The organism is Nocardia abscessus (assembly GCF_015477775.1).
Classification (GTDB): domain Bacteria; phylum Actinomycetota; class Actinomycetes; order Mycobacteriales; family Mycobacteriaceae; genus Nocardia; species Nocardia abscessus_A.
Genome location: NZ_JADLQO010000001.1, coordinates 543384 through 563665 on the forward strand (window position 1 = coordinate 543384; position 20282 = coordinate 563665).

General features: G+C 68.1%; 17 protein-coding genes. 8 read left to right on the forward strand and 9 right to left on the reverse strand.

Annotation, left to right across the window (positions count from 1 at the left end):
- Positions 1 to 37 precede the first annotated feature (37 nt).
- Positions 38 to 2884, forward strand: a complete 2847-nt coding sequence (gene leuS / locus IU450_RS02650; RefSeq protein WP_195148156.1) for a leucine--tRNA ligase — start codon at positions 38 to 40, stop codon at positions 2882 to 2884.
- 274 nt (positions 2885 to 3158) lie between these two features.
- Here leuS and IU450_RS02655 read toward each other — a convergent pair whose 3' ends face one another.
- The gene (locus IU450_RS02655) at positions 3159 to 3848 is read right to left on the reverse strand and encodes an SDR family oxidoreductase (protein WP_195148157.1); all 690 of its coding nucleotides are present in this window, start codon (positions 3846 to 3848) and stop codon (positions 3159 to 3161) included.
- Positions 3849 to 4076: 228 nt separating this feature from the next.
- Between IU450_RS02655 and ggh the strand changes: the two genes are divergently transcribed.
- Both ggh and IU450_RS02665 read left to right on the forward strand, forming a co-directional pair.
- A complete protein-coding gene (ggh, locus tag IU450_RS02660; protein WP_195148158.1) occupies positions 4077 to 5414 on the forward strand; it encodes a glucosylglycerate hydrolase in 1338 nt (445 codons plus the stop codon).
- A gap of 73 nt (positions 5415 to 5487) precedes the next feature.
- The gene (locus IU450_RS02665; protein WP_195148159.1) at positions 5488 to 6225 is read left to right on the forward strand and encodes a glycoside hydrolase family 25 protein; all 738 of its coding nucleotides are present in this window, start codon (positions 5488 to 5490) and stop codon (positions 6223 to 6225) included.
- Between the two features lie 121 nt (positions 6226 to 6346).
- Here the strand turns inward: IU450_RS02665 and IU450_RS02670 are convergent, their stop codons facing one another.
- The 7 genes from IU450_RS02670 to IU450_RS02695 all read right to left on the reverse strand — a co-directional run bounded on the left by IU450_RS02670 (position 6347) and on the right by IU450_RS02695 (position 12442).
- Positions 6347 to 8410, reverse strand: a complete 2064-nt coding sequence (locus IU450_RS02670) for a PhoX family protein (RefSeq protein ID WP_195148160.1) — start codon at positions 8408 to 8410, stop codon at positions 6347 to 6349.
- A gap of 232 nt (positions 8411 to 8642) precedes the next feature.
- Entirely contained in the window at positions 8643 to 9443 is an 801-nt protein-coding gene (locus IU450_RS02675) for a hypothetical protein (RefSeq protein ID WP_195148161.1), read from the reverse strand.
- Positions 9444 to 9542: 99 nt separating this feature from the next.
- Complete coding sequence (locus IU450_RS02680) at positions 9543 to 10073, reverse strand: lipoprotein LpqH (protein WP_195148162.1); 531 nt, start codon at positions 10071 to 10073, stop codon at positions 9543 to 9545.
- Positions 10074 to 10402: 329 nt separating this feature from the next.
- Entirely contained in the window at positions 10403 to 10609 is a 207-nt protein-coding gene (locus tag IU450_RS02685; RefSeq protein WP_195148163.1) for a DUF397 domain-containing protein, read from the reverse strand.
- 42 nt (positions 10610 to 10651) lie between these two features.
- Complete coding sequence (locus tag IU450_RS39475) at positions 10652 to 11143, reverse strand: Scr1 family TA system antitoxin-like transcriptional regulator (protein ID WP_324197499.1); 492 nt, start codon at positions 11141 to 11143, stop codon at positions 10652 to 10654.
- A gap of 283 nt (positions 11144 to 11426) precedes the next feature.
- Positions 11427 to 11804 carry a hypothetical protein gene (locus IU450_RS02690; RefSeq protein WP_195148164.1) on the reverse strand — a complete coding sequence of 126 codons (378 nt, stop codon included), beginning with the start codon at positions 11802 to 11804 and terminating at the stop codon, positions 11427 to 11429.
- Positions 11805 to 11854: 50 nt separating this feature from the next.
- Positions 11855 to 12442 carry a hypothetical protein gene (locus tag IU450_RS02695; RefSeq protein ID WP_195148165.1) on the reverse strand — a complete coding sequence of 196 codons (588 nt, stop codon included), beginning with the start codon at positions 12440 to 12442 and terminating at the stop codon, positions 11855 to 11857.
- 304 nt (positions 12443 to 12746) lie between these two features.
- Between IU450_RS02695 and IU450_RS02700 the strand changes: the two genes are divergently transcribed.
- Entirely contained in the window at positions 12747 to 14159 is a 1413-nt protein-coding gene (locus tag IU450_RS02700; RefSeq protein WP_324197500.1) for an MFS transporter, read from the forward strand.
- Positions 14160 to 14350: 191 nt separating this feature from the next.
- On the opposite strand, the gene IU450_RS02705 is transcribed toward IU450_RS02700, so the two are convergent.
- Positions 14351 to 14809: a hypothetical protein gene (locus IU450_RS02705; protein WP_195148166.1), complete on the reverse strand. Its 459-nt coding sequence runs from the start codon at positions 14807 to 14809 to the stop codon at positions 14351 to 14353.
- 223 nt (positions 14810 to 15032) lie between these two features.
- On the opposite strand from IU450_RS02705, the gene IU450_RS02710 reads away from it, so the two are divergent.
- The 4 genes from IU450_RS02710 to IU450_RS02725 are packed head-to-tail and all read left to right on the forward strand — an operon-like array spanning position 15033 to position 20212.
- The gene (locus IU450_RS02710) at positions 15033 to 16400 is read left to right on the forward strand and encodes a hypothetical protein (RefSeq protein WP_195148648.1); all 1368 of its coding nucleotides are present in this window, start codon (positions 15033 to 15035) and stop codon (positions 16398 to 16400) included.
- Positions 16400 to 17431, forward strand: a complete 1032-nt coding sequence (locus IU450_RS02715) for a hypothetical protein (protein WP_228833919.1) — start codon at positions 16400 to 16402, stop codon at positions 17429 to 17431. The genes IU450_RS02710 and IU450_RS02715 overlap by 1 nt, the downstream gene beginning before the upstream one ends.
- Position 17432: 1 nt before the next feature.
- Positions 17433 to 18959, forward strand: a complete 1527-nt coding sequence (locus IU450_RS02720) for a tetratricopeptide repeat protein (protein ID WP_195148167.1) — start codon at positions 17433 to 17435, stop codon at positions 18957 to 18959.
- Positions 18956 to 20212 carry a CHAT domain-containing protein gene (locus IU450_RS02725; protein WP_195148168.1) on the forward strand — a complete coding sequence of 419 codons (1257 nt, stop codon included), beginning with the start codon at positions 18956 to 18958 and terminating at the stop codon, positions 20210 to 20212. The genes IU450_RS02720 and IU450_RS02725 overlap by 4 nt, the downstream gene beginning before the upstream one ends.
- Positions 20213 to 20282 lie beyond the last annotated feature (70 nt).

A 20282-nucleotide genomic window follows, 5' to 3' on the forward strand; every position in this document is an offset into this window, starting at 1 on the left:
GTTTGTCGGGGATCGGCGACCACAAGAAGGCAGGACCGTGCAGGACACACGTGCAACCGAAAGCGATGTACCAGAGCACCGGTACAACGCGGAGCTTGCCGGCCGCATCGAGCGCCGGTGGCAGCGGGCGTGGGACGAGCGCGGAACCTTCCATGCGCCGAACCCGGTCGGGCCGCTGTCGGGCCCCACTCCGGCCGACAAGTTGTTCATCCAGGACATGTTCCCGTACCCGTCGGGCGCGGGCCTGCACGTCGGGCATCCGCTCGGCTACATCGCCACGGACGTCTTCGCGCGCTACCACCGGATGCACGGCCGCAACGTGCTGCACGCCCTGGGTTACGACGCCTTCGGCCTGCCCGCCGAGCAGTACGCGGTGCAGACCGGCGCGCACCCGCGCGACACCACCGAGTCCAACATCGCCACGATGCAGCGCCAGCTGGACCGCCTCGGCCTCGGTCACGACCGCCGCCGCTCGTTCTCGACCACCGATCCGGAGTACTACCGCTGGACGCAGTGGATCTTCCTGCGGATCTACAACGCCTGGTACGACACGGAACTGAACCGGGCGCGCACGATCGCCGAGCTGGCGGCCGAATTCACGTCCGGCGCACGGGCCGTCCCCGGCGGCAAGTCCTGGGACACGATGTCGCCCGCCGAGCGTGGCGCGCTGCTGGACTCGTATCGCCTGGTGTATCAGACCGATTCGGTGGTCAACTGGTGTCCCGGTCTCGGCACCGTGCTGGCCAACGAAGAAGTCACCGCCGACGGCCGCAGCGAACGCGGCAACTTCCCGGTGTTCCGTAAGCGGCTGCGGCAGTGGATGATGCGCATCACCGCCTATTCCGATCGACTGGTGGACGACCTGGACCGGTTGGACTGGCCGGAGAACGTGAAGGCCATGCAGCGCAACTGGATCGGACGATCCCGCGGCGCGCAGGTGAAGTTCGACGCCGACGGCGAGCAGATCGAGGTATTCACCACCCGGCCCGACACCTTGTTCGGCGCCACCTACGTGGTGCTCGCCCCCGAACACGAGTTGGTCGACAAGCTGACCGCGGCCGCGTGGCCTGCGGGCACCGACCCGCGGTGGACCAACGAGGGCGCCGCCACACCGGCCGATGCCGTGGCCGCCTACCGCAAGTCGATCGCGGCCAAGTCCGATCTGGAGCGCCAGGAGAACAAGGAGAAGACCGGCGTCTTCCTGGGCAACTACGCGATCAACCCGGCCAACGGCAAGGCCGTGCCCATCTTCATCGCCGACTACGTGCTCAGCAGCTACGGCACCGGCGCGATCATGGCCGTGCCCGGCCACGATCACCGCGACTGGGAATTCGCGACCGTCCTCGGCCTGCCGATCATCGAGGTCATCAGCGGGGGCGACCTGGAGAAGGGTGCGCATGCCGGCGAGGGCGCGCTGGTGAACTCCGACTACCTCGACGGCATGCCCGTCGAGGAGGCCAAAGCGGCGATGATCGCCCGGCTCGAGGCCGACGGCCACGGCAAGGGCACCATCCAGTACAAGCTGCGCGACTGGTTGTTCGCGCGCCAGCGCTACTGGGGTGAGCCGTTCCCGATCGTGTACGACGAGCATGGCGCCCCCCACGCGTTGCCGGAGTCCATGCTGCCGGTGTCGCTGCCGGAGCTGGACGATTTCGCCCCGGTGACCTTCGATCCCGACGACGCGGATTCCGAGCCGTCCCCGCCGCTGGCCAAGGCGACCGACTGGGTGGAAGTCGAACTGGACCTGGGCGACGGGCCGAAGCGCTACCGCAGGGACACCAATGTCATGCCGCAGTGGGCGGGCAGTTCCTGGTACGAGATCCGCTACGCCGACCCGACGAACGCGGACACCTTCTGCGCCAAGGAGAACGAGGCGTACTGGCTGGGCCCGCGCCCGGAGGTCGGTGGGGAGAACGATCCGGGCGGCGTCGACCTGTACGTCGGCGGCGTCGAGCACGCGGTGCTGCACCTGCTGTATGCCCGCTTCTGGCAGAAGGTGCTCTACGACCTGGGTGACGTCTCCGCGAGCGAGCCGTACCGGCGGCTGTTCAACCAGGGCTACATCCAGGCGCACGCCTACACCGACGAGCGCGGCGCGTACGTGCCCGCCGCCGAGGTGCTCGAGCGCGACGGCAAGTTCTTCTGGACCGACGCCACCGGCAGCGAGATCCCGGTGTTCCAGGAATACGGCAAGATCGGGAAGTCGCTGAAGAACGCCATCTCGCCGGACGAGATGTGCGATCTGTACGGCGCGGACACCTTCCGCTTCTACGAGATGGCGATGGGTCCGCTGGACACTTCGCGGCCGTGGGCGACCAAGGACGTCGTCGGGGCGCACCGGTTCCTGCAGCGCGCATGGCGCCTGGTGGTGAACGAGGAGACCGGCGCGCTGCGGGTCACCGACGCCACGCCTAGGGAGGAGACGCTGCGCCTGCTGCACAAGACGATCGCGGGCGTGGACGAGGATTTCGCCGCGCTGCGCGACAACACGGCGGGCGCCAAGCTGATCGAGCTGACCAACCACCTGACCAAGAGCTACCCCGACGGCGCGCCGCGCTCGGTGGTGGAGCCGCTGGTGCTGATGCTGGCGCCGCTGGCCCCGCACATCGCCGAGGAGCTGTGGGAGCGGCTGGGCCACACCAAGTCCCTGGCGCACGGCCCGTTCCCGGTCGCCGATCCCGCGCTGCTGGTGGACGAGTCGGTGGAATACCCGATCCAGATGAACGGCAAGGTGCGCAGCCGGATTCAGGTGCCCGCGGACGCCGACAACGCGACGATCGAGGCGGCCGCACTGGCGGACGAGAAGATCGCCGCGCTGCTGAACGGCGCCGCGCCGCGCAAGCTGATCGTGGTACCGGGGCGGTTGGTGAATATCGTCGCCTGAGGGCGAATCACACGGCCTGAGGGCGAATCACACGGCCTGAGGCGGATCCCTTGCTCGCTCGTCCCTCCCCGTGCCGTACGGGGACGGGGAGGGACGGTAACGAGCGAACTCGACCGGGATCTGAACCGGTGTGGTCGCTCCGGCGAAGCACAGGTAGAAGGCGACGTCCGTGAGCCGGAGGCCGGACGCGACCGGATCGATCCGAGCGACGAATACGACGGCGACCGGATATCGCCGCAGCACGCACGTGTGGGCGGAGTTGGGTGCGAGGCGCTCAGTAGGGCCGGAGCACGACCTCGGTGGGGTGCGCGTCACGCGGGGTGTCGATGGCGGAACGCACCGTGTAAGCCACCGTTTCGGGGGTGAGGAACTCCTCGGCTCGGTATTCGCGTCCCTCCCCCGCGATGATCTCCCGCTGCATGTCGGTGTCGATGCGGCCCGGATGGATCGAGGTCACCCGCAGCTGCGGCTCTTCCAGCCGCAGCGCGTCACCGAAGGCGCGCAGCCCGAACTTGCTCGCGGCGTACGAGGCCCAGCCCGCGTTCGCGCGCAACCCCGCACCCGAGTTGATCAGCACCACATGACCTTGCCCTGCCCGCAGCGCGGGCAGCAGCAACCTGGTGAGTTCGGCCACCGCGATGAGGTTCGCTTCCAAAGTATTCCGCCACTGCTCCACCGTGGAACCGGCGATCGTGCCGAGATCGGCGATGCCCGCGTTGTGCACCAGGACGTTCAGGCTCCGGATCGGCGCGACCGCCGCGGCGACAGTGGCGTAATCGGTCAGCTCGACCGGCCAGCCCTGCGCACCGGGCAGCTCCGCCAGAATGTCGCGCAGCGACTCCCCCGATCGCGCGCCGAGCAGCAGGTCGTGCGTGGGTGCGAGTTCGCGGGCTATCGCGGCGCCGAGGCCGCGGCTGGCACCGGTGATCAGGGCGGTCGGTTTCGGGGTCGCGGCCGAAGTCATGGGCCCCACCGTAACCGGCTGTGTGAGTAAGGCGTAAAAACCCGTAGCACTGGACGAACGACTGGCGATGCGGGCTGAATCGAGGTGAGAATCTCGAGCAGCGAATCACGGACGGGGTATTCGAGAGTGCGAACCGCCGAACACGAACCGGCCACGGGCCGATGGGATGGGGACGAAACGGATGCCGCTGAGCGGGCATATCTGCGAGTGACATCGCAGAATAGGGGGATGGCACATCCGGGCTTCACCCCGACCCAGCTCGCGGCCCGCGCTGCCTACCTGCTGCGCGGGAACGATCTGGGCACGATGACCAGCGCGGCGCCGCGGCTGTACCCGCACATGTGGAGCTGGGACGCGGCCTTCGTCGCGGTCGGGCTGGCGCCGCTGAGCGTGGAGCGGGCGGTGGTCGAGCTGGACACCCTGCTCTCGGCGCAGTGGAAGAACGGCATGATCCCGCACATCGTCTTCGCCAACGGTGTGGACGGCTACTTCCCCGGCCCGGCCCGCTGGGAGTGCCGCAGGCTTGCCGCCAACGCGCCGGACGGCCCGGACACCTCGGGAATCACCCAACCGCCCGTGCATGCCATCGCGGTGCAGCGGATTCTGGATCATTCGCGCAGGCACGGCCGCAGTACCAGGGCCGTGGCCGAAGAGTTCCTCAACCGGCGGTGGCCGGATCTGGTGCGCTGGCACCGCTGGCTGGCGCATGCCCGCGATCCCAAGGAGACCGGCCGGATCACGCTGTATCACGGCTGGGAGTCCGGGATGGACAACTCACCGCGCTGGGATCGCGCCTACGAGCACGTGGTCCCTGGCGACCTGCCGCCCTACCGTCGCGAGGACGTGCTGGTGGTGTCCGATCCGACCCAGCGCCCCACCGACCGCGAGTACGACCGCTACCTGTGGCTGGTCGAGCAGATGCGCCGGGCAGGCTACGACGACTACCAGCTGGCCTCGACCATGAGTTTCGCCGTCGAGGACGTGTTCGTCACCGGGATCTTCGCGCTGGCCTGCGAGGTCCTGGCCAATATCGGCGAGGAGTACAAGCAGCCCCATGCCGACGTGCGCGATCTCTACACGTGGGCCGACCGTTTCCGCGCGGGCGTCGTCGCGACCGCAGACGCCCGCACCGGCGCGGCCCGCGACTTCGACGTGCGGTTGCAACGGTGGATCAACACCGAGACGCTCTCGATGTTCGCGCCGTTGCTGTGCGGTGGCCTCCCGCGCGACACCGAGCGCAGCTTGCTGCGGTTGTTCGAGGGCCCGCGCTTCTGCGGGCACCCGGACCTGCGCTACGCGCTACCGCCCTCGACCTCCCCGGTGTCCAAGGATTTTCGCTCCCGGGAGTATTGGCGCGGGCCGGTCTGGCCGGTGATGAGCTGGCTGTTCTCCTGGGTCTTCGCCAGGCGCGGCTGGGCGGAGCGCTCGTTCATGCTGCGCGCGGAGGGCTTGCGCCAGGCCAGTGACGGCAGCTTCGCCGAGTACTACGAGCCGTTCACGGGCGAACCGCTCGGCAGCATGCAGCAGTCGTGGACGGCGGCGTCGGTGCTGGATTGGCTGGGGTGAGCTCCGCGGATAGTTCTGACACCCCATTTGTCACACTGGTAACAATCAGAGCGAATGGCTATCGTCGTCCGGCATGGACACCTGGAGGTCGACCACCCGCCGCGTTGCGGCGCTGTCACTGATCACGCTGTCCGGTATCCTCGTCGCCACGCCCGCGGCCGCCGCTCCGACCGGCCCGGACGTCTCCTCCTGGCAGCACACCGGCGGAAGCATGATCGACTGGTTCGCGGTCAAGCGTTCCGGCCACGGCTTCGCCATGGTCAAAGCCACCGAGGGGCTCAGCTATGTCAACCCGTACTTCGTGCCCGACAGCCTGCTGATGCGCGCGGCGGGCCTGGCGCGCGGCACCTACCACTACGCCCGGCCCAACCTGCCGCCCGAACCGCAGGCCGCGATGTACGCGGCGGTGGTGCTGGGCCAGAACGGACCACTCGACCTGCCGCCGGTCCTGGACTTGGAGGACTCCGGCGGTCTCGGCCCAGCCGCCCTGATCGACTGGACCCGCCGCTACCTGACCACCGTGCGAACGCTCACCGGGCGCGTCCCGATCGTCTACACCTATCCCAACTTCTGGCGCACCGCGATGGCCGACACCGCCGAGTTCGCCGACTACCCCCTCTGGATCGCCGACTACCGCGGCAACGATCGACCCGAGGTCCCCGGCGGATGGTCCACCTGGACGTTCTGGCAGACCACCGACAGCGGCAGCATCCCCGGCATCGCGGGTCGCGTCGACGTCAACGTATACAGCGGCGCCCAAGGCGATTTCGCCCGATTCGCGAACATGAGCGGCGTCACCGGCAGCGGCTGACCGCCTGCCACACGAGTGGAGCCGCTACCCGCCCAGTCGGGTAGCGGCTCCACTGTGGGAAGAGCCGCGGATCGGTGTCGGCCGTGGTTGCAGGGGCCGGTCGGGCGCCGCGGCTGTGGTATCAGGCCCCGATGCGACCGCCGGCCTTCTTCCACACCGCCACGACCGAGGCGCGCGGCTGGGACGTGCCGCCGTCGGGCCAGTGCGACAACGGGTTGTCGGGAGTGGCGTCGTCGGCCTCGCCGGGGTGCTGCACGCACACCAGCACACGCGACTCGGTGACCACCGGGCCGCAGGTCTCCGCGCCGCGCGGAACGGTGAGGAACTGTTTGGTCTGGCCACGGTTCGGACCGTCGAGCACCACGGCGAACAAGCCGTCGTTCGACTTCAGGGCATTGCCGTCGGTGGAGATCCACAGGTTGCCGTACGGATCGAAGGCCAGGTTGTCCGGGCAGGAGATCGGGCTGACCTTGGTCTTGTCGTATCCGGCGAAGTAGGTGTCCGCCGCATTGGGATCGCCGCAGACCAGCAGCAGCGACCAGGTGAACGTGGTGCCGATGTGGTTGTCGTCGATCTCCAGGACCTGGCCGTTCTTGTTGAGCTTGCGCGGGTTCGCCTCGTCCGGCCCCTGCTTGCCCTCCGCGCCGCGGTTGTCGTTGTTGGTCAGCGCCACGTACACCTTGCCGGTGTAGGGGTTGGCCTCGAAGTCCTCCGGGCGGTCCATCTTGGTGGCGCCCACCTTGTCGGCGGCCAGACGGGTGAAGACCGCGACCTCTTCCGCGCTCATGCCGTCGACCAGCGACTTGCCCTTGCCGTCCGCGCCGGTTTCCAGCAGCGGGATCCACTGGCCGGTGCCGGTGAAGCCCTTGTCCGACGGCTCGGCGCCGGTGCCGTCGATCTTGTCCGCGTGATCGCCGGTGAGCTTGGCGACGTACAGGGTGCCCGCGTCCAGGATGGTCAGGTTGTGCCGCATGCTGGCCGCACCGGTGCCCGACTGGATCTTGCGCGAGGACACGAACTTGTACATGTAGTCGAACTTCTCGTCGTCACCGGTGTAGGAGACGACGTCGCCGTTCTCGGTGACGTAGATGTTGGCGCCCTCGTGCTTGAGCCGCCCCATCGCGGTGTGCTTGATCGGCGTCGAGTTCGGGTCCCACGGGTCGACCTCGACCACGTAGCCGAATCGGTTGGCCTCGTTGGGTTCCTGGGCCAGATCGAAACGCTTGTCCGCGCGCTCCCACAAGTTGGCGGTCTTGCCGGTGGGGAAGCCGTAGCGCTTGAGCCGTGCGGCGGCGACCGGGTCGGTCACCTTGTCGCCGTTGGCGAAGTAACCGTTGAAGTTCTCCTCGCCGGATAGCACGGTGCCCCAAGGCGTCACGCCACCGGCACAGTTGGCGATGGTGCCCAGCACCTTGGTGCCGGTCGGATCGGCCGAAGTCTTCACGAAGTCGCTACCCGCGGCGGGACCGGTCAGCTTGAACTCGGTGGTCGCGGTGATCCTGCGGTTGTACTTGCCGAAGGCGGGAACCAGCTTGCCCGAACCGGCTTCGCCGTGAACCTCCACGACGGTCAAGCCGTGGGCGGCCATGGTGACCGCCAGCTGCTCCTCGGTCGGCGCGTCCTTGTTGTAGCCCCGGAACATGTGCGGGCCGGTGGTGTACTCGTGATTGACCACGAGCAGGTAGCCGTTGGCCTGGCCCTCGATCGGCAGCAGAGCGGCGAAGTCGTTGTTGTAGCCGAACTGCTTGGCCTGCGCGGCGGCGGTCTGCTTGTCGAAGTCGAAAGCGGGCGCGTCCGGGAACAGCGGATCGCCCCAGCGGATGACGACGGACTGCTCGTAGCCGTCCGGGATCACCACGGCGTCTTCCTTGTTCGGCGCTACGGCGGTGAAATCGGTGCCGGTTCCGGGCGGGCCCGCGGGCGTGGTGGACACCACGGCGGTCGGCTCGTCGTCACCGCAGGCCGCCAGCACGCTGCCCGCGCCGACCGCGAGCACGGCGGCCGCGCCGCCCTTGATCAGCCCGCGCCGGTTCAGCGAGCTGACGATGTCACCGAAATAGGCGCCAGCGGAGGTATTCGGCGCTTCGTGGAAGCACGCGTTCGCGCACTTGTACTCACAGGTGACGGCGGCGCGCGACGACTGTCCGTCGTGCTGCACGAAAAGGGCGAGTGGCTGAAGACTCACGGTGACTCCTGGGTTGGGCCGACGGCCGCACGGTAAACCATCCGGACAATGCGGAAAAGACGGCAAAGTGAACAGCCGCCCAATTAGGTAACCCTCAAATTGCCCGGCCGCCAGACCTGGGAACAACGAATGCCGCGCCGACTCGATGATCTCGAATCGACGCGGCATTTGTGTCTCCCGGCGGTTGCCTCGTTTCCGGTCGGCCGTGCGCGGAGTTCGTCCGGCTCGCCCATCAGGCGTTGACCGGAAGGGCGATGACGACCTCGCTCTCGTTCTCCGGCAGGTAGTGCGCCCGCAGCACGCGGCCCACCTGCACTTGGCCGACGCTGGCGGGTGCGAGGAACTTCGTTACCCGGGTCGCGAAGGTCGATCCGTCCGGCCGGGTGACCACCAGGCCGAGTTCGACCTCGGAGTGCCCCTCGCGAATCGTGCCGGTGACCGACAGCGACTGCACCACCGCCTGGGTGGCGATGCCGCGCTCGGCGATGTCGAGCTTGTGCCGGGTGGTCATGCCCTTGCGGATGAGGGACTCGTTCATCGCGCGCTGCGCGGCGGACGCGTCGCCGGACAGGTCGACCTCGACCCGGTCGGTCCGGCCGGGCAGGTAACGCACCGGAAGCACGACTCCGGCACGCAGCAGGGCCAGCTCGGTGAACGGCACGATCATCTTCGCCGAGGAGTGGAAGATCTTGCCGTCCGCGCCTTCGACGCTGAACTCGATGTGGACCTGCGGCTGGTCGTTGACGGTGACGCCGGTCTGCCGCACCGATCGGACCGTCCCGAGGCCGGTGAGCCCGTCACGGAACTCCGCGCTGTTGCGGCCGGTCAACGCGCTCATGATGCCTTCGCCGGTGAAGGCGAAGACCATGGGCACCAGGGTGAGCGCCATGATCGGCAGCGCCATCTCGAAGCCGAGCCAGCCCATTCCGGAGGGCTCCCATTCGCTGGTGGGGACGTAGGTCACCGCGTGGTAGACGTAGTAGCCGATCGCCGCGGCGGCGAGGGCGAGGGTGAGCAGGCGGATCTTCTTCACGACATTTCCTTTTCGGTGCGTAGGTTCGAGGTTCGCCGCGCCCCGTCATCCCTGAGGTTCGTGCGGGATGACGGGGGCGGAGCGGGGGACATGCGGCGATCAGGCGCCGACGATGGACGAGCAGGCGAAGGTGATCTCGAACTTCGAGGACTTCGGCCCGGCCAGCGGGTTGGTCAGGTCGGGAGCGCTCACGCCCTCGCCGGTGACCTTGTAGGTGTTGCCGTCCTTGACCACCGTGGCGGAGCCGCCCGGCATGCCGTTGCCGAAGCCGACCGCGTAGGGCAAGCCATTGTCGCCGCCCTTGCTGCCCGCGATCCCGACCGCCTGCACGGTGTTCGCGTCCGTGATGGTCGCGCTCACCGAGAGGTTGCCGTAGGCGGCGTTCTCGGTGTCGGTCAGCGCCAGCGCGAGGGTGCCGCCCTGCTTGGCGCAGGTGGTGGTGAACTCGGCGTCGAAGGCCTTGCCGTCGACCGATGCGATCGACTTGCCCGCCGGTGCGGACGGCTGCGCCGAGGACGGCGCGGGCGCGGCGGGCGAGCTGCCCTTGCTGTCACCGCATCCGGTGAGCACCGCGACGGCGGCGGTGGCGGCGAAAGCGGCGGCGGCGAAGCGGAGCGAAGTGGCGTTCATGGTGTGTGTCCTTGTCGTTCGCGGGGCGGCGCCCCTGGTCCTTGTTTCTTCCGGCCCCTCCGTGTGGGGCCGATGAGAAAAAGGTAGGAACGATTCGCGCCCTACCGATCCCAGGTTTTCCGCATTTGCGCAGGTAGAGAACGTGCGACCACCGCAATGGGACCGACTGCCGCTCTCGAACGCGACGACACCTGCCTATCCGCAGGCCCAGGCCAGAACGCAGAGGGGCCGGTCCGTTTGGACCGGCCCCTCTGGATTCACTGATACAACGAAAACGGCCCGGCCCCTGTCCATTCGAGGACAGGGGCCGGGCCGCGGTAGTCGTACTGCTACGGGCGCTTGAACTCGCCGTCGTTCATGCCAGCGGTGAACGCGTCCCACTCACCGGGGGTGAACACCAGCGCCGGGCCGGTCGGGTTCTTCGAGTCACGCACGCCGACGTGGCCACCGGCAAGAAACGCCACCTCTACGCATTCCTTGCCTCCCGAGCTGCGGCCGCTCTTGAACCAACTTGCCTCGGACGAATCAACGGTCACTGCGAAACCCCCTCGCCACCCGTCGGAGCATGTTCCGGCTAGTCACGGCGTCCAACGCAGCACGTTGGACCTTGTAGACGCCTCACGGCATATCTTCTCACGCTCAAGTCTTCTCACGCTCAAGGTACATGTCCATAGTGAAAGTTCTCGATGTGAGATCACAGTCGGTGAACGCCTATGCATCACTCGGCGATACGACGAAACGGCCCGGTCTCTGTCTATCAGGAAACCTTGCACATAGACCACGGGTGGCACCGTCAAATCTGCGGTCGGGTGGCGCGGAAACTCCAACAGCACGAACATGCCGACCAGAAGATCGCGGTACGCGCCAACTGTCGCCGGAACAACGCGGATCGATACGTTCGGCAACTCTCCAACCTCCAACAAGTGTCGGAGCTGGGCAGTCATGATTTCGGTGTTTCCTGTCGTGCGTCGAAGCACACTCGCCGCCTGCCTCACCTCGGCACTATGGTTCCTCCAAGAGCAGCACCGGCGGCCGTTCGTCGACTCCGTCGAGGTAATCCCGGGCGACACGACCGGCTTACGGCGATTGCCGAACGAGAGACTGTACGACGGGCCGTGAAAACCAGCTACTCACACTTTCTGGTTCCATCCTCTCGGTTGCTGACACGGCAGTGCCGCTTGTGATACCCCCGCGGCATCATATTGTCGACGTCATGCTCGGCGAGCTTCTCGGCGTCTTTGCGGTTGAAGGCCCGGCCGATCCCCTCGATCTCCTCGCCGAAGTGCCCATTGGGGGCGTGCCGTTCTTGGCTATTCCTATGCCGCTCCCAGCCGTCCCTCTTGTGGCTCGGGGCTATTCGGGTGCGTAGAGCTCGCGCTCGAACAGCGCTTCGGCGCCGGCGCGGGTGTGAAGTTTCCGTTGCAGGGAGCGCAGGATTGTGATCGCTTCGGTGTCGCGTATCGCGTTGACGAGTTGGAACTCGACGCCCGCGCCGAACAGGTCGCTGCCGAAGGCCAGTTCGCTGAGGAACAGCACTCTGGCGGTCTCGACCTCGCTCAGCACGGCTCCGTCGTGGACCGCACGACGGAGCCTGATGGTCTCCTCCTTGAACCGGTCACGGTCGGGAAAACCCAGTGCGAGCACAGGGATCGGCGCGCTTGCCGACACCCCGACCCAGCTGGCCAGAGCCCCGTCCACGAAATCGCGTTCCGCGGGCGTCAGCGTCGACATATCGAATTCCAACGGTATCTCTCCTGAATCGGAGTACTGAGCCGCCTCGACTACGGCTGAGCTGGTCGGACTTCGCTTGCCTTGCGGAACTTTCCGTGTCGGCCCTCGCCGATGAGCCATGTCACCGGCATGCCCGGCGCGATGCGTTGTTCGTCGCCCTGGTATTGCCAGATGGAGAACCATACGTCGCCGGACTGGCTGGCGATGAGGCCGTCGTAGCTGTGGGGAAGCCACCATCGGACCACTCCGTCGAGCATCGGATCGGGGTCCTTCACCGCCTTGACCTGCCCGTACGGTATCGAGCCGCCCGGCCCGCGCCATCCGTCATAGGTGGGGAGCAACGGTTGGTCCCCGCCGTCAGGGTCGGCAGGCCAGATCATTCCGCTGCGAGCCAAGACATCGTCGTGGATGCGCTGGGCGAGTCCGCACGCCACACCGCTGGGGGTGTGCTCGCCGGGGGTACAGCCGACAAGGACGTTCAAGGCCGGGATGGTTAATTCGATCCACCACCCCGGTGGGGAATTTTGTCGAAGGAGGTGCTCGGGGATCGTTTCATCGATGTGTACCTCGAAGCCGAGAGCGGACTCGATGTCGGTCGCCAGCAGGTCGGCGCCTTGCCTCGATGTCTCCTGATCCATGTAGCCATCCTGCCGAACAGGGGGACGGCGCAACCGTTGAACGCAGAGGGGCCGGTCCGTTTGGACCGGCCCCTCTGGGCGTTCACTCGACAGAGACAACGAAACGGCCCGGCCGGCGGCGAGCGAGACCCACTATGTACCCGGACATTCTGTGTCGCGGACCACCAAGCCGCTATTTCACCTGCCCTAGTTGGTGACGAACGCCTGTAAATGTGATGCATTTCACGTCCGATTTGTCCGATTACCGGTGTCCGCGGGTCAGCGATGATGCCGTCACGTATTCGATCCACGAGACGGAGGGCATGTGACGACAAAGCGAAAAGCTACGTCCTGGAAAGACTTTCGCGATCATCTCGGTGTGGTGAGCGTGATGGCGGGCGGAGTGCTCGTCGGTGCGATCAACATCTATCTGGTAGGGAGCTTGTTGCCGAGCGCGGTCGCCGACATCGGCGGCGAACGACTATATGCGTGGAGTACAACGGTCTTCTCGATCGCGCAGGTGGCCGGCACGCTGGCGGTGAGCCGGATGCTGTCTCTTCGCGGCACGGTCGGCTCGTATCTGATCGGATTCGGGGTATTTGCGACCGGTTCGGGGGTGTGTGCGGTGAGTCCTGTCATGGCGGTGTTCCTGATGGGCCGCGGGGTACAGGGGCTGGGCGCTGGGCTGCTCACCGGATTGGGTTTCGCGGCAGTGTATGTGGCACTGCCACAGTCGCTGTGGGTACGCGGGACCGCATTGATCTCGGCCATGTTCGGCGTAGGCACTATCGTCGGCCCGGCTATGGGGGGATTGTTCGCCCAGTTCGGTGTGTGGCGGGTCGCGTTCGTTGTCCTCGCCGTTGCGGGCGTGGCGGCAGCGAGTTACGCACCGCGGGTCCTGCCGAAGAGTGACGGCCGCCAGACTCCGGCACCTGTTCCGGTCGTGTCGCTGGTGCTGGTGGTCGGTGCAGCCACGGCGGTGAGTGTGGCCGGGGTTGTCTCGGATGCCGCGGCGATGGCGCTCGCGCTCGCGGTGGCCGTGGCGTCCGTGCTCATGTTCCTGGCATGGGAAAGGCGTGCGAGGCAGCGAATTCTCCCGCTGGCTACGTATCGGTCCGGCAGTTCGTTGCGGTGGGTGTATCTGACGATCGTCGTGCTGTCGGCCGGTGTGGGCGTGGAGATGTTCCTGCCCTTGTTCGGGCAGCGCCTGGCGAGCTTGCCTCCGGTCGTGGCCGGATTCTTCGGTGCCGCCCTGTCTCTGGGCTGGCCGGTGAGTCAGATGCTCGTCGCCTCGGTGCAGCAGGAAGCCACGATCCGGCGGCTTCGAATTGCCGGTCCGCTGCTGCTGGCGATCGGCTTCCTGAGTTTGGCGCTGCTACAACGCGCCCACGTCTCTCTGCCGATGGTTTTGGCCTGGTTGCCGCTGCTTTTCCTCGCCGGGGCCGGCATCGGCATTGCCTGGCCACACCTGTCGGTAGCCGCGATGACCAGCGCGCCGGATCCAGAAGAAGGCCAGAAGGCCGCGGCGGCGATAGCAACGATCCTGACCATGTCGACAGCCTTCGGAGCCGCCGTCGCCGGTCTGCTGGTCAACCTCGGTGGATCCGTGCTGGTCGATTCCGCCCGCTACCTACTGGTGGGATTCACCGCCATCGCCGCACTCGGCGTCCTGACCGCTGTTCGCGTGAACCACACGACGCACATTCCGGACCTCCGCAAAGACACCACAGCGTTATAGCCCAGCACAACGCGGACCCCCTAGAGGTTCGGCGCGTCGGTTGGTCTCCTTGCCCCTGCCGACCTGCATAGCTCGTTCGGCAGAAGCGATTCGTTACCCCGGATAACGTGCGGTTATCCGGGGTGATCTCGCCTGCGGCGATCCCGCCAGGGCGGTGCAGTGTGCAGGGTTCGCTGGAAGGCCGGCGTATTTCACCTGCCCTGGTTGGCGACGAACGCCTGTACGGCGTCGAGGAACTCCGGGCCGCCCATGGCGTAGCCGCCGACGGTTCCACCGATCAGCGCACCCACGGGGACGCTGACCCCCCAAATCAGGGGCATGCACGCCCCGAGGAGGCCGCCCACGACGGCACCGCCGACGACGCCGGGCAGGTTCTTGTTGATCTGCTCCTTCAGCCGGTCGTAGGAGCTGATGTCCTCCAGTTGCGGCACTTCGGTCATTACCACCGCGTCGCCGGACCCGAGCGCCACCGCACCGTTCTGCGTGATCTCGAACTGGCCGTTCTCGGCGGCGGTGGCAAGGACCCTGTCCCCCACGGTCACCACGGTCGGCTGCTCCGTCACGGCCGATTCTGCGTGGGCGGTTGCCGCGGTGATACCCACGGCCGAGATGGCCATGAAAACGGCAGCGGTGATTTTCTCGAACTTCATTTCGAATCCCTTCACTCAGCTGCCCCTGATGGGCGGACCGATTCCGACCTTAGGCGCGAAGTTCGACATATCCCCTGCTGCGCAGACGTCCGCGACAGCGTGTCGCCGGTCAACTCGGTTGAGCTTCTCGACAGAGGCAGAGCCGCCTTCGGCGATCAGGGCCGTGAACACGCCGGGAGTAAGTCGCGGCAAATACACTGCACCCATGCGACGACCGCGCGCCATGGTGCTCGATGAGGTGTGGCGCAGGCTCGATGGCGTGGAGCCGCTCAGCGGCCCGCACGGCGGTCCGCTGCGCCGGACCGTGAAGCTCCTGCTCGACCCGCTGGTGATCCGCCCCGTGCAGCATCCTTCGTGCGCGGGGCCCATCCTGACGGCCGACGGCGCGGTGCTGCTCGAGGCGCGTATCCAGGCCGCGGCCGACGTGCTGCGCGCGACGGCGGCGTGGTTCACAGTCCTCAAGCAGGTGCGGCGGACGCTGCGGATCACCGAGGGGCACCCGCAGGACCTGTACTTCCAGCGCTGTTTCGAGCTGGCGACCACTTCGGGTATGCCCGACCAGGCGCGGGCGCGCACGGTCGCGGAGGACGCACTGCGCGAGATCCACGAGTACACCGCGGGGCGCACCACCCAGGCGTTGAAGGAATACCTGACCGACCGCGCCCGGGAGCGCGAGCTGGCCGGGCTGCTCGAGCTGGCCTGGCGGCGACGCCCGCCGACCGGGCCGCAGGGCGCCGACCATGCCGTTGAGGTGGACGCGCTGCTGGAAGCCTGCGCCGCGGCACGACTGGGCCGAGACGGCGCCGATGGACAGCCCGCGCTGGATCGGCTGGTCGACGCCCATGCCGGTACCCACGCGGGAATCCGGTTGTGGCAGGACACCTCCGGTCATTCGGCCCAGGAACTCGGGCTGACCACGCACCCGGTGCCGCTGCGTCCGGCGATCGGCTCCTCGGCCTCGAAATCGACCCTCGGGCTTCCGTTCGATCGCACCGTCTACGAGCGTGTGTTCACCGTGCTGCAGGCATCCGCCGACCGGGCGGAGCTGCCGCCGATCCCCGAGCTGGTCGACGCCGAGATCGCCAGGAGTTGCGCGCCATGGGCGCTGCTGGAGGAGTCGCTGCGCGTGGCCGCGACGGCGGGGACCGCACTGGCGACCGGATTGTCGCCCATCGAGCACGGTCGCGGTCGGGGGGTCCGACCGCGGCTGCGTCTGGCCGAAACGGATTCGGAGGCGACAGGTTCCACGGCGCATCACGTGGTCAACAGCCGCTGGCAGCGAGAGGCTTACGTGCTGCAGGCGCGACGGCTGGTGGTGAGCGCCGACGCCACGGAATCACCCACGGGTCCATTGGCCGCGATCGCAGCCGAGTTGATCACGCCTTGGCGGCCGTACCTGCGCCGATTGTGGGTTCGCCTGCACGGCAGGGATGTCCGGGAGTTCGCGATCCACGATCCGGACGAACTGTGGGACCTGCTCGACGGTGTGGCGCGGTCGGTCATCCTCGACCATCGCACGCGGGTCAAGCGGGCGCTCAATGTGCGCGCGAGCGCGATTGAGCCGGACGCGGCGGAATCGAGGGCGAGCTGATGAGCACGACCGTACGCATCCGCAGGCGCGACGATCTGTGGATCATCGCGCCGGACGACGCTCCGACCGTGGTGGACGACACGGCCGGGGTGGACGTACTCGTGCTCGAGGTGGCGGGCGGACACTTGACCTGGAGCCTGCTCGCCGGGCAGGTGACACCGGCGGCGGTGATCGATGATCTCGCCCTCGCGCAGGAGTGGATCTGGGCGGTGTACGGCCCGGAGGTGTCCGTCGCACTCGACGAATCCGCCGCGAGCGAGGGGGAATTCCCGTCCGAGCCCGCGCTGCCGGACCTCGCCGCCCGCGCGTGGCGGCTCGGCTACGCCCGCTGGGCGGCGCGCTGGTGGCCCGCGTCGACCTTGGACGGCATCGCCCCGCTGGACGAGAGCCTGCTGGACGACGAAATCGCCACGTTGAGCGAGGAATGCGACCTGATCGTCGACGGGGCCGACGCGGTGGCCGAGCAGCGCACGCCCGCCGCGGCGCTCGGCCGCGCGGAGGACTACGCGCTGGCAGCGGGACCGGCCACGATCGTCGCGCCCGGCGCCCTCGTTATGGCCAGAGGCACTGCGGGCTGGGACTGGAATCGCTGCCCGCCCGGTTTGCTCGACGCCTCCGAACGCGCTGTGTCCTGGGAGGTGGTGCGCGAGGCGGGCACGACGATCGTGCGGGTGAGCGCGGTCGCCGCGCCGCTGTCGGCCGAGGACGTCCCGGCACACCTGCATCCTCGTGTCGCGATCGGCACCGCGGCCGATGCCACGGACGTGCCGCTGATCCGCGAGGGCGACCTGTGGCAGGCCGAGACCACGGCGCCGGCCGGTGCGGAAGCGGGCGTCACCGTGCGCGTCTACGTGCCGGGCGTCGGCGTGGACGAGCAGGAGCCGGACGCCGCGGCCCGCCGCGCGCGGATCCGCGAGCTGGTCACGGCACGACTGCGACGCACCTCAGACACACCCGACACACCCGACACCCCCGTCGACGCGCCGCTGCTGGCGGAAATCGCCGCCGCCGCCTCGGATTCGGACTTCTGAGATGGCCGACGAGACCGCGGACGACGGCCGTGAACTGCTCGCCGTAGGCGCCGACGCGTACGCCCGAGGGGACACGGTCGAAGCGAAGCGCCTCTTCGAAGATGCCGCCGAACGAACCACTGGCGACATCCGGCTCGGCGCGATCATCAATGCCGCTAGCATGGCCGACGAACTCGGCGACCACGCCGCCTCGCTCGCGCTCTACCGCTCGGCGCTGGCCGAAATGTCGGACGACGCACCGCGATTGCGTCCGAATGCCCTGGTCAACATGTCGCAGGCGCTTCAGCATCTCGGTGAGCTCGACGAAGCGCAAGCGGCTCTGGAGCAGGCGCGGGCCTTGCTCGCCGACAACACCGACAGCGATCTGGGCGTGCTGCGGGTGGCTTGCCTGCTCTCCCTGACCGCCGTCGCGCTGCACCGGCAGAACTGGGCCTACGCCGCCGAGCTGGCCACCGAATCGCTGGAGGCGGCACGGCGTTTCGCGCCGCAGCTGGCCGGCCATCCGCTGATGAATCTCGCCGCCACCTATTTCGAGACCGGACGCCGCGACTTGGCCGTGGATTTCGCGCGGCAGGCACTGGCCGCGTTCGAGGACGCGGGCGATCGGAACGCGGTCGCCGAGACCGAACAGAACCTCGCCATCATGCTCGTTCGCATCGAGCGGTACGACGAGGCGGAGGCGCCGCTGCGATCGAGTCAGCAGTATTTCGAGCGGGCCGGTCTGGGGCACCGAGCCGGAGTCGGCCTCAAGACCATGGGTTTTCTCGCCGAGGGGCGAGGCGATTTGGCGGTCGCCGAGGACTGCTACGGACGGAGTCTGGCGTATTTCGTCGCGTCCGGCGCCGTGCTCGACGCGGCCGACCTGCGCATCCGGTTGGCTACGGTGGCATTCCGGACCGGCCGGGCCGGCGAATCCGAGCAACTGCTCGCCGCGGCGTTCGCGACCTATGCCGAGCGTGGGCTCGGCCTGCACTGCGCTCAGCTCGATTTCTGGCACGCGACGCTCTTGGAAGGCGCGATCAGCGCGACCGAGTCGCCACCCGCGCAAATGCTCGCGCAGGCGGTCGGGATCGCCGTTCCGGCGGCTCTGGCCATCGACGCCGTGCGCTACACCCTGCCGAACGGCACGCAACGCGAGCAGTGGAACCGGCAGATCGCCGACCCTGCCATGCGGCTGGCGTTTCGCTTCGCCTACCTGGCCGGCAATGGCGTGCTAGTCGCCGATTTGATCGAAACACAGTGCGCTGGGACTACTTTGGCCATCGATAGAGCCGAGCGGGATACTCCTGCGCGACTTCCGCTCGATTTACTGGACGCACCGGAGGATTTCACCGATCATCCCGGCAGCGCCGCCCTGCAATTGGGCGCCGCCCTGGCCGAGGTCGCGGCCGGAGCGGGACTGCCGGTCGCGCCGCCGCCGCGCTTGGCGTTGGCCGCGGAAGGCCGGATCGCGCTCGCGCCGTTCATCGTCGCCGCCGAACAGCGCTACGGCCGGGTGATCCGTGACGATCGGGTGCTGACGGTATGACGCGACCGACCGTGCTCGTCCGCATGGCGGACGCGGGAGACGTCTACGTGTCGTGGCGGTGGGTCGATGACAGCGCACCCCGCGGCGCGGGCGTGCTTCCGGAAGACGCGGCCGTGCGGGCGGTGGGACTGCTCGCCGAGGCGCTCCCGCGGCCCGCCGAGACCGGTGGTCTCACGCACGCCCTCACCACCGGCGCGTTCGCCGACTACGAGCGGGAATACGCCGTCGCGCAAGCACTTTCCCAGGCACTGTTGCCGTACGGACTGGCCGCACAACTCTACGAGCTGTGGCAGGGCGGCGTGCGCCCGCATATCCGGCTGCAACCGTCACCGCGTCTGGCGCAGGTGCCGTGGGAACTCATCGCGCCGGACCGCGAGGTCCGGCTGATCGACATCGCCGACGTCAGCCTGCTCGCACCGGCGAGTGTCGTGCAAGCGCCGGGACGGATCGCGCGCGCATGGACCGAGAGCGCCGCCCTTCCGGTCGTCGCGGTGCTGGACCCGCGCATACCCGGCTTCCGCGCCGATTCGACGCTCGGTTCGGTCCTGGGCCGGATGACCGCCGAAGCCCCGCTCGCGCAACGGATCGCGACTTACGCCGCGGAGGACCGATTGCGTCCGGCGGTACCGAATCCGGTGGACGCCTTCCGGCGCACCGATGTGGACCGCGCCTGGCTCGGCGCCACCCTGCGGGCGGGCGCGAGCCGCCTGGTCTACGTCGGGCACGTCACCGCCGCCGCGCCCGAATCCGGCCGTAGCGAGGACGCCGAGTTGCACCTCGCCTGCACCGCCGACGCCGTCGGCTTCGCCGAGCCGTCCCGCACGCACCGGCCGCTCTCGGCCAAAGACCTACTGCTGGGCACGCACACCATCGACGCGGATCCCGTTGCCGGACCGCAACTGTGGCCGATGCCGAGCCGGGTCGCGCTGATCGCCTGCGAGAGCGGGGGCGACCTGCGGTTCAGCGAGGCGCTCGGTTTGACCGCCGCGATGATCACCGGCGGTGCGGAACTGGTCACCGCGAGCAGGTGGGCGCTGCCCACCGATTTCGCCTTCCAGCGCGTCGCGGGCGCGCCGCCGCAGGCCCAACCGCTACAGCAGGCCGTCTGCGCCATCGACGGCGCGCACGAACAGCCCGACCCGGTGACCGCACTCGCCGAATGGCAGCGCGAACGCCTGAGCGCTTGGCGCGACACCGGCCGGATCGAGCATTCCCCGGTGTTGTGGGCGGCATTCGCGACCGTGTGCACCTGACCCCGGCAAATCCCGCTCCACAGTCTCCATACACCGCTCTACGTGCGGCGATGCCGAGAGATTCGCGGAA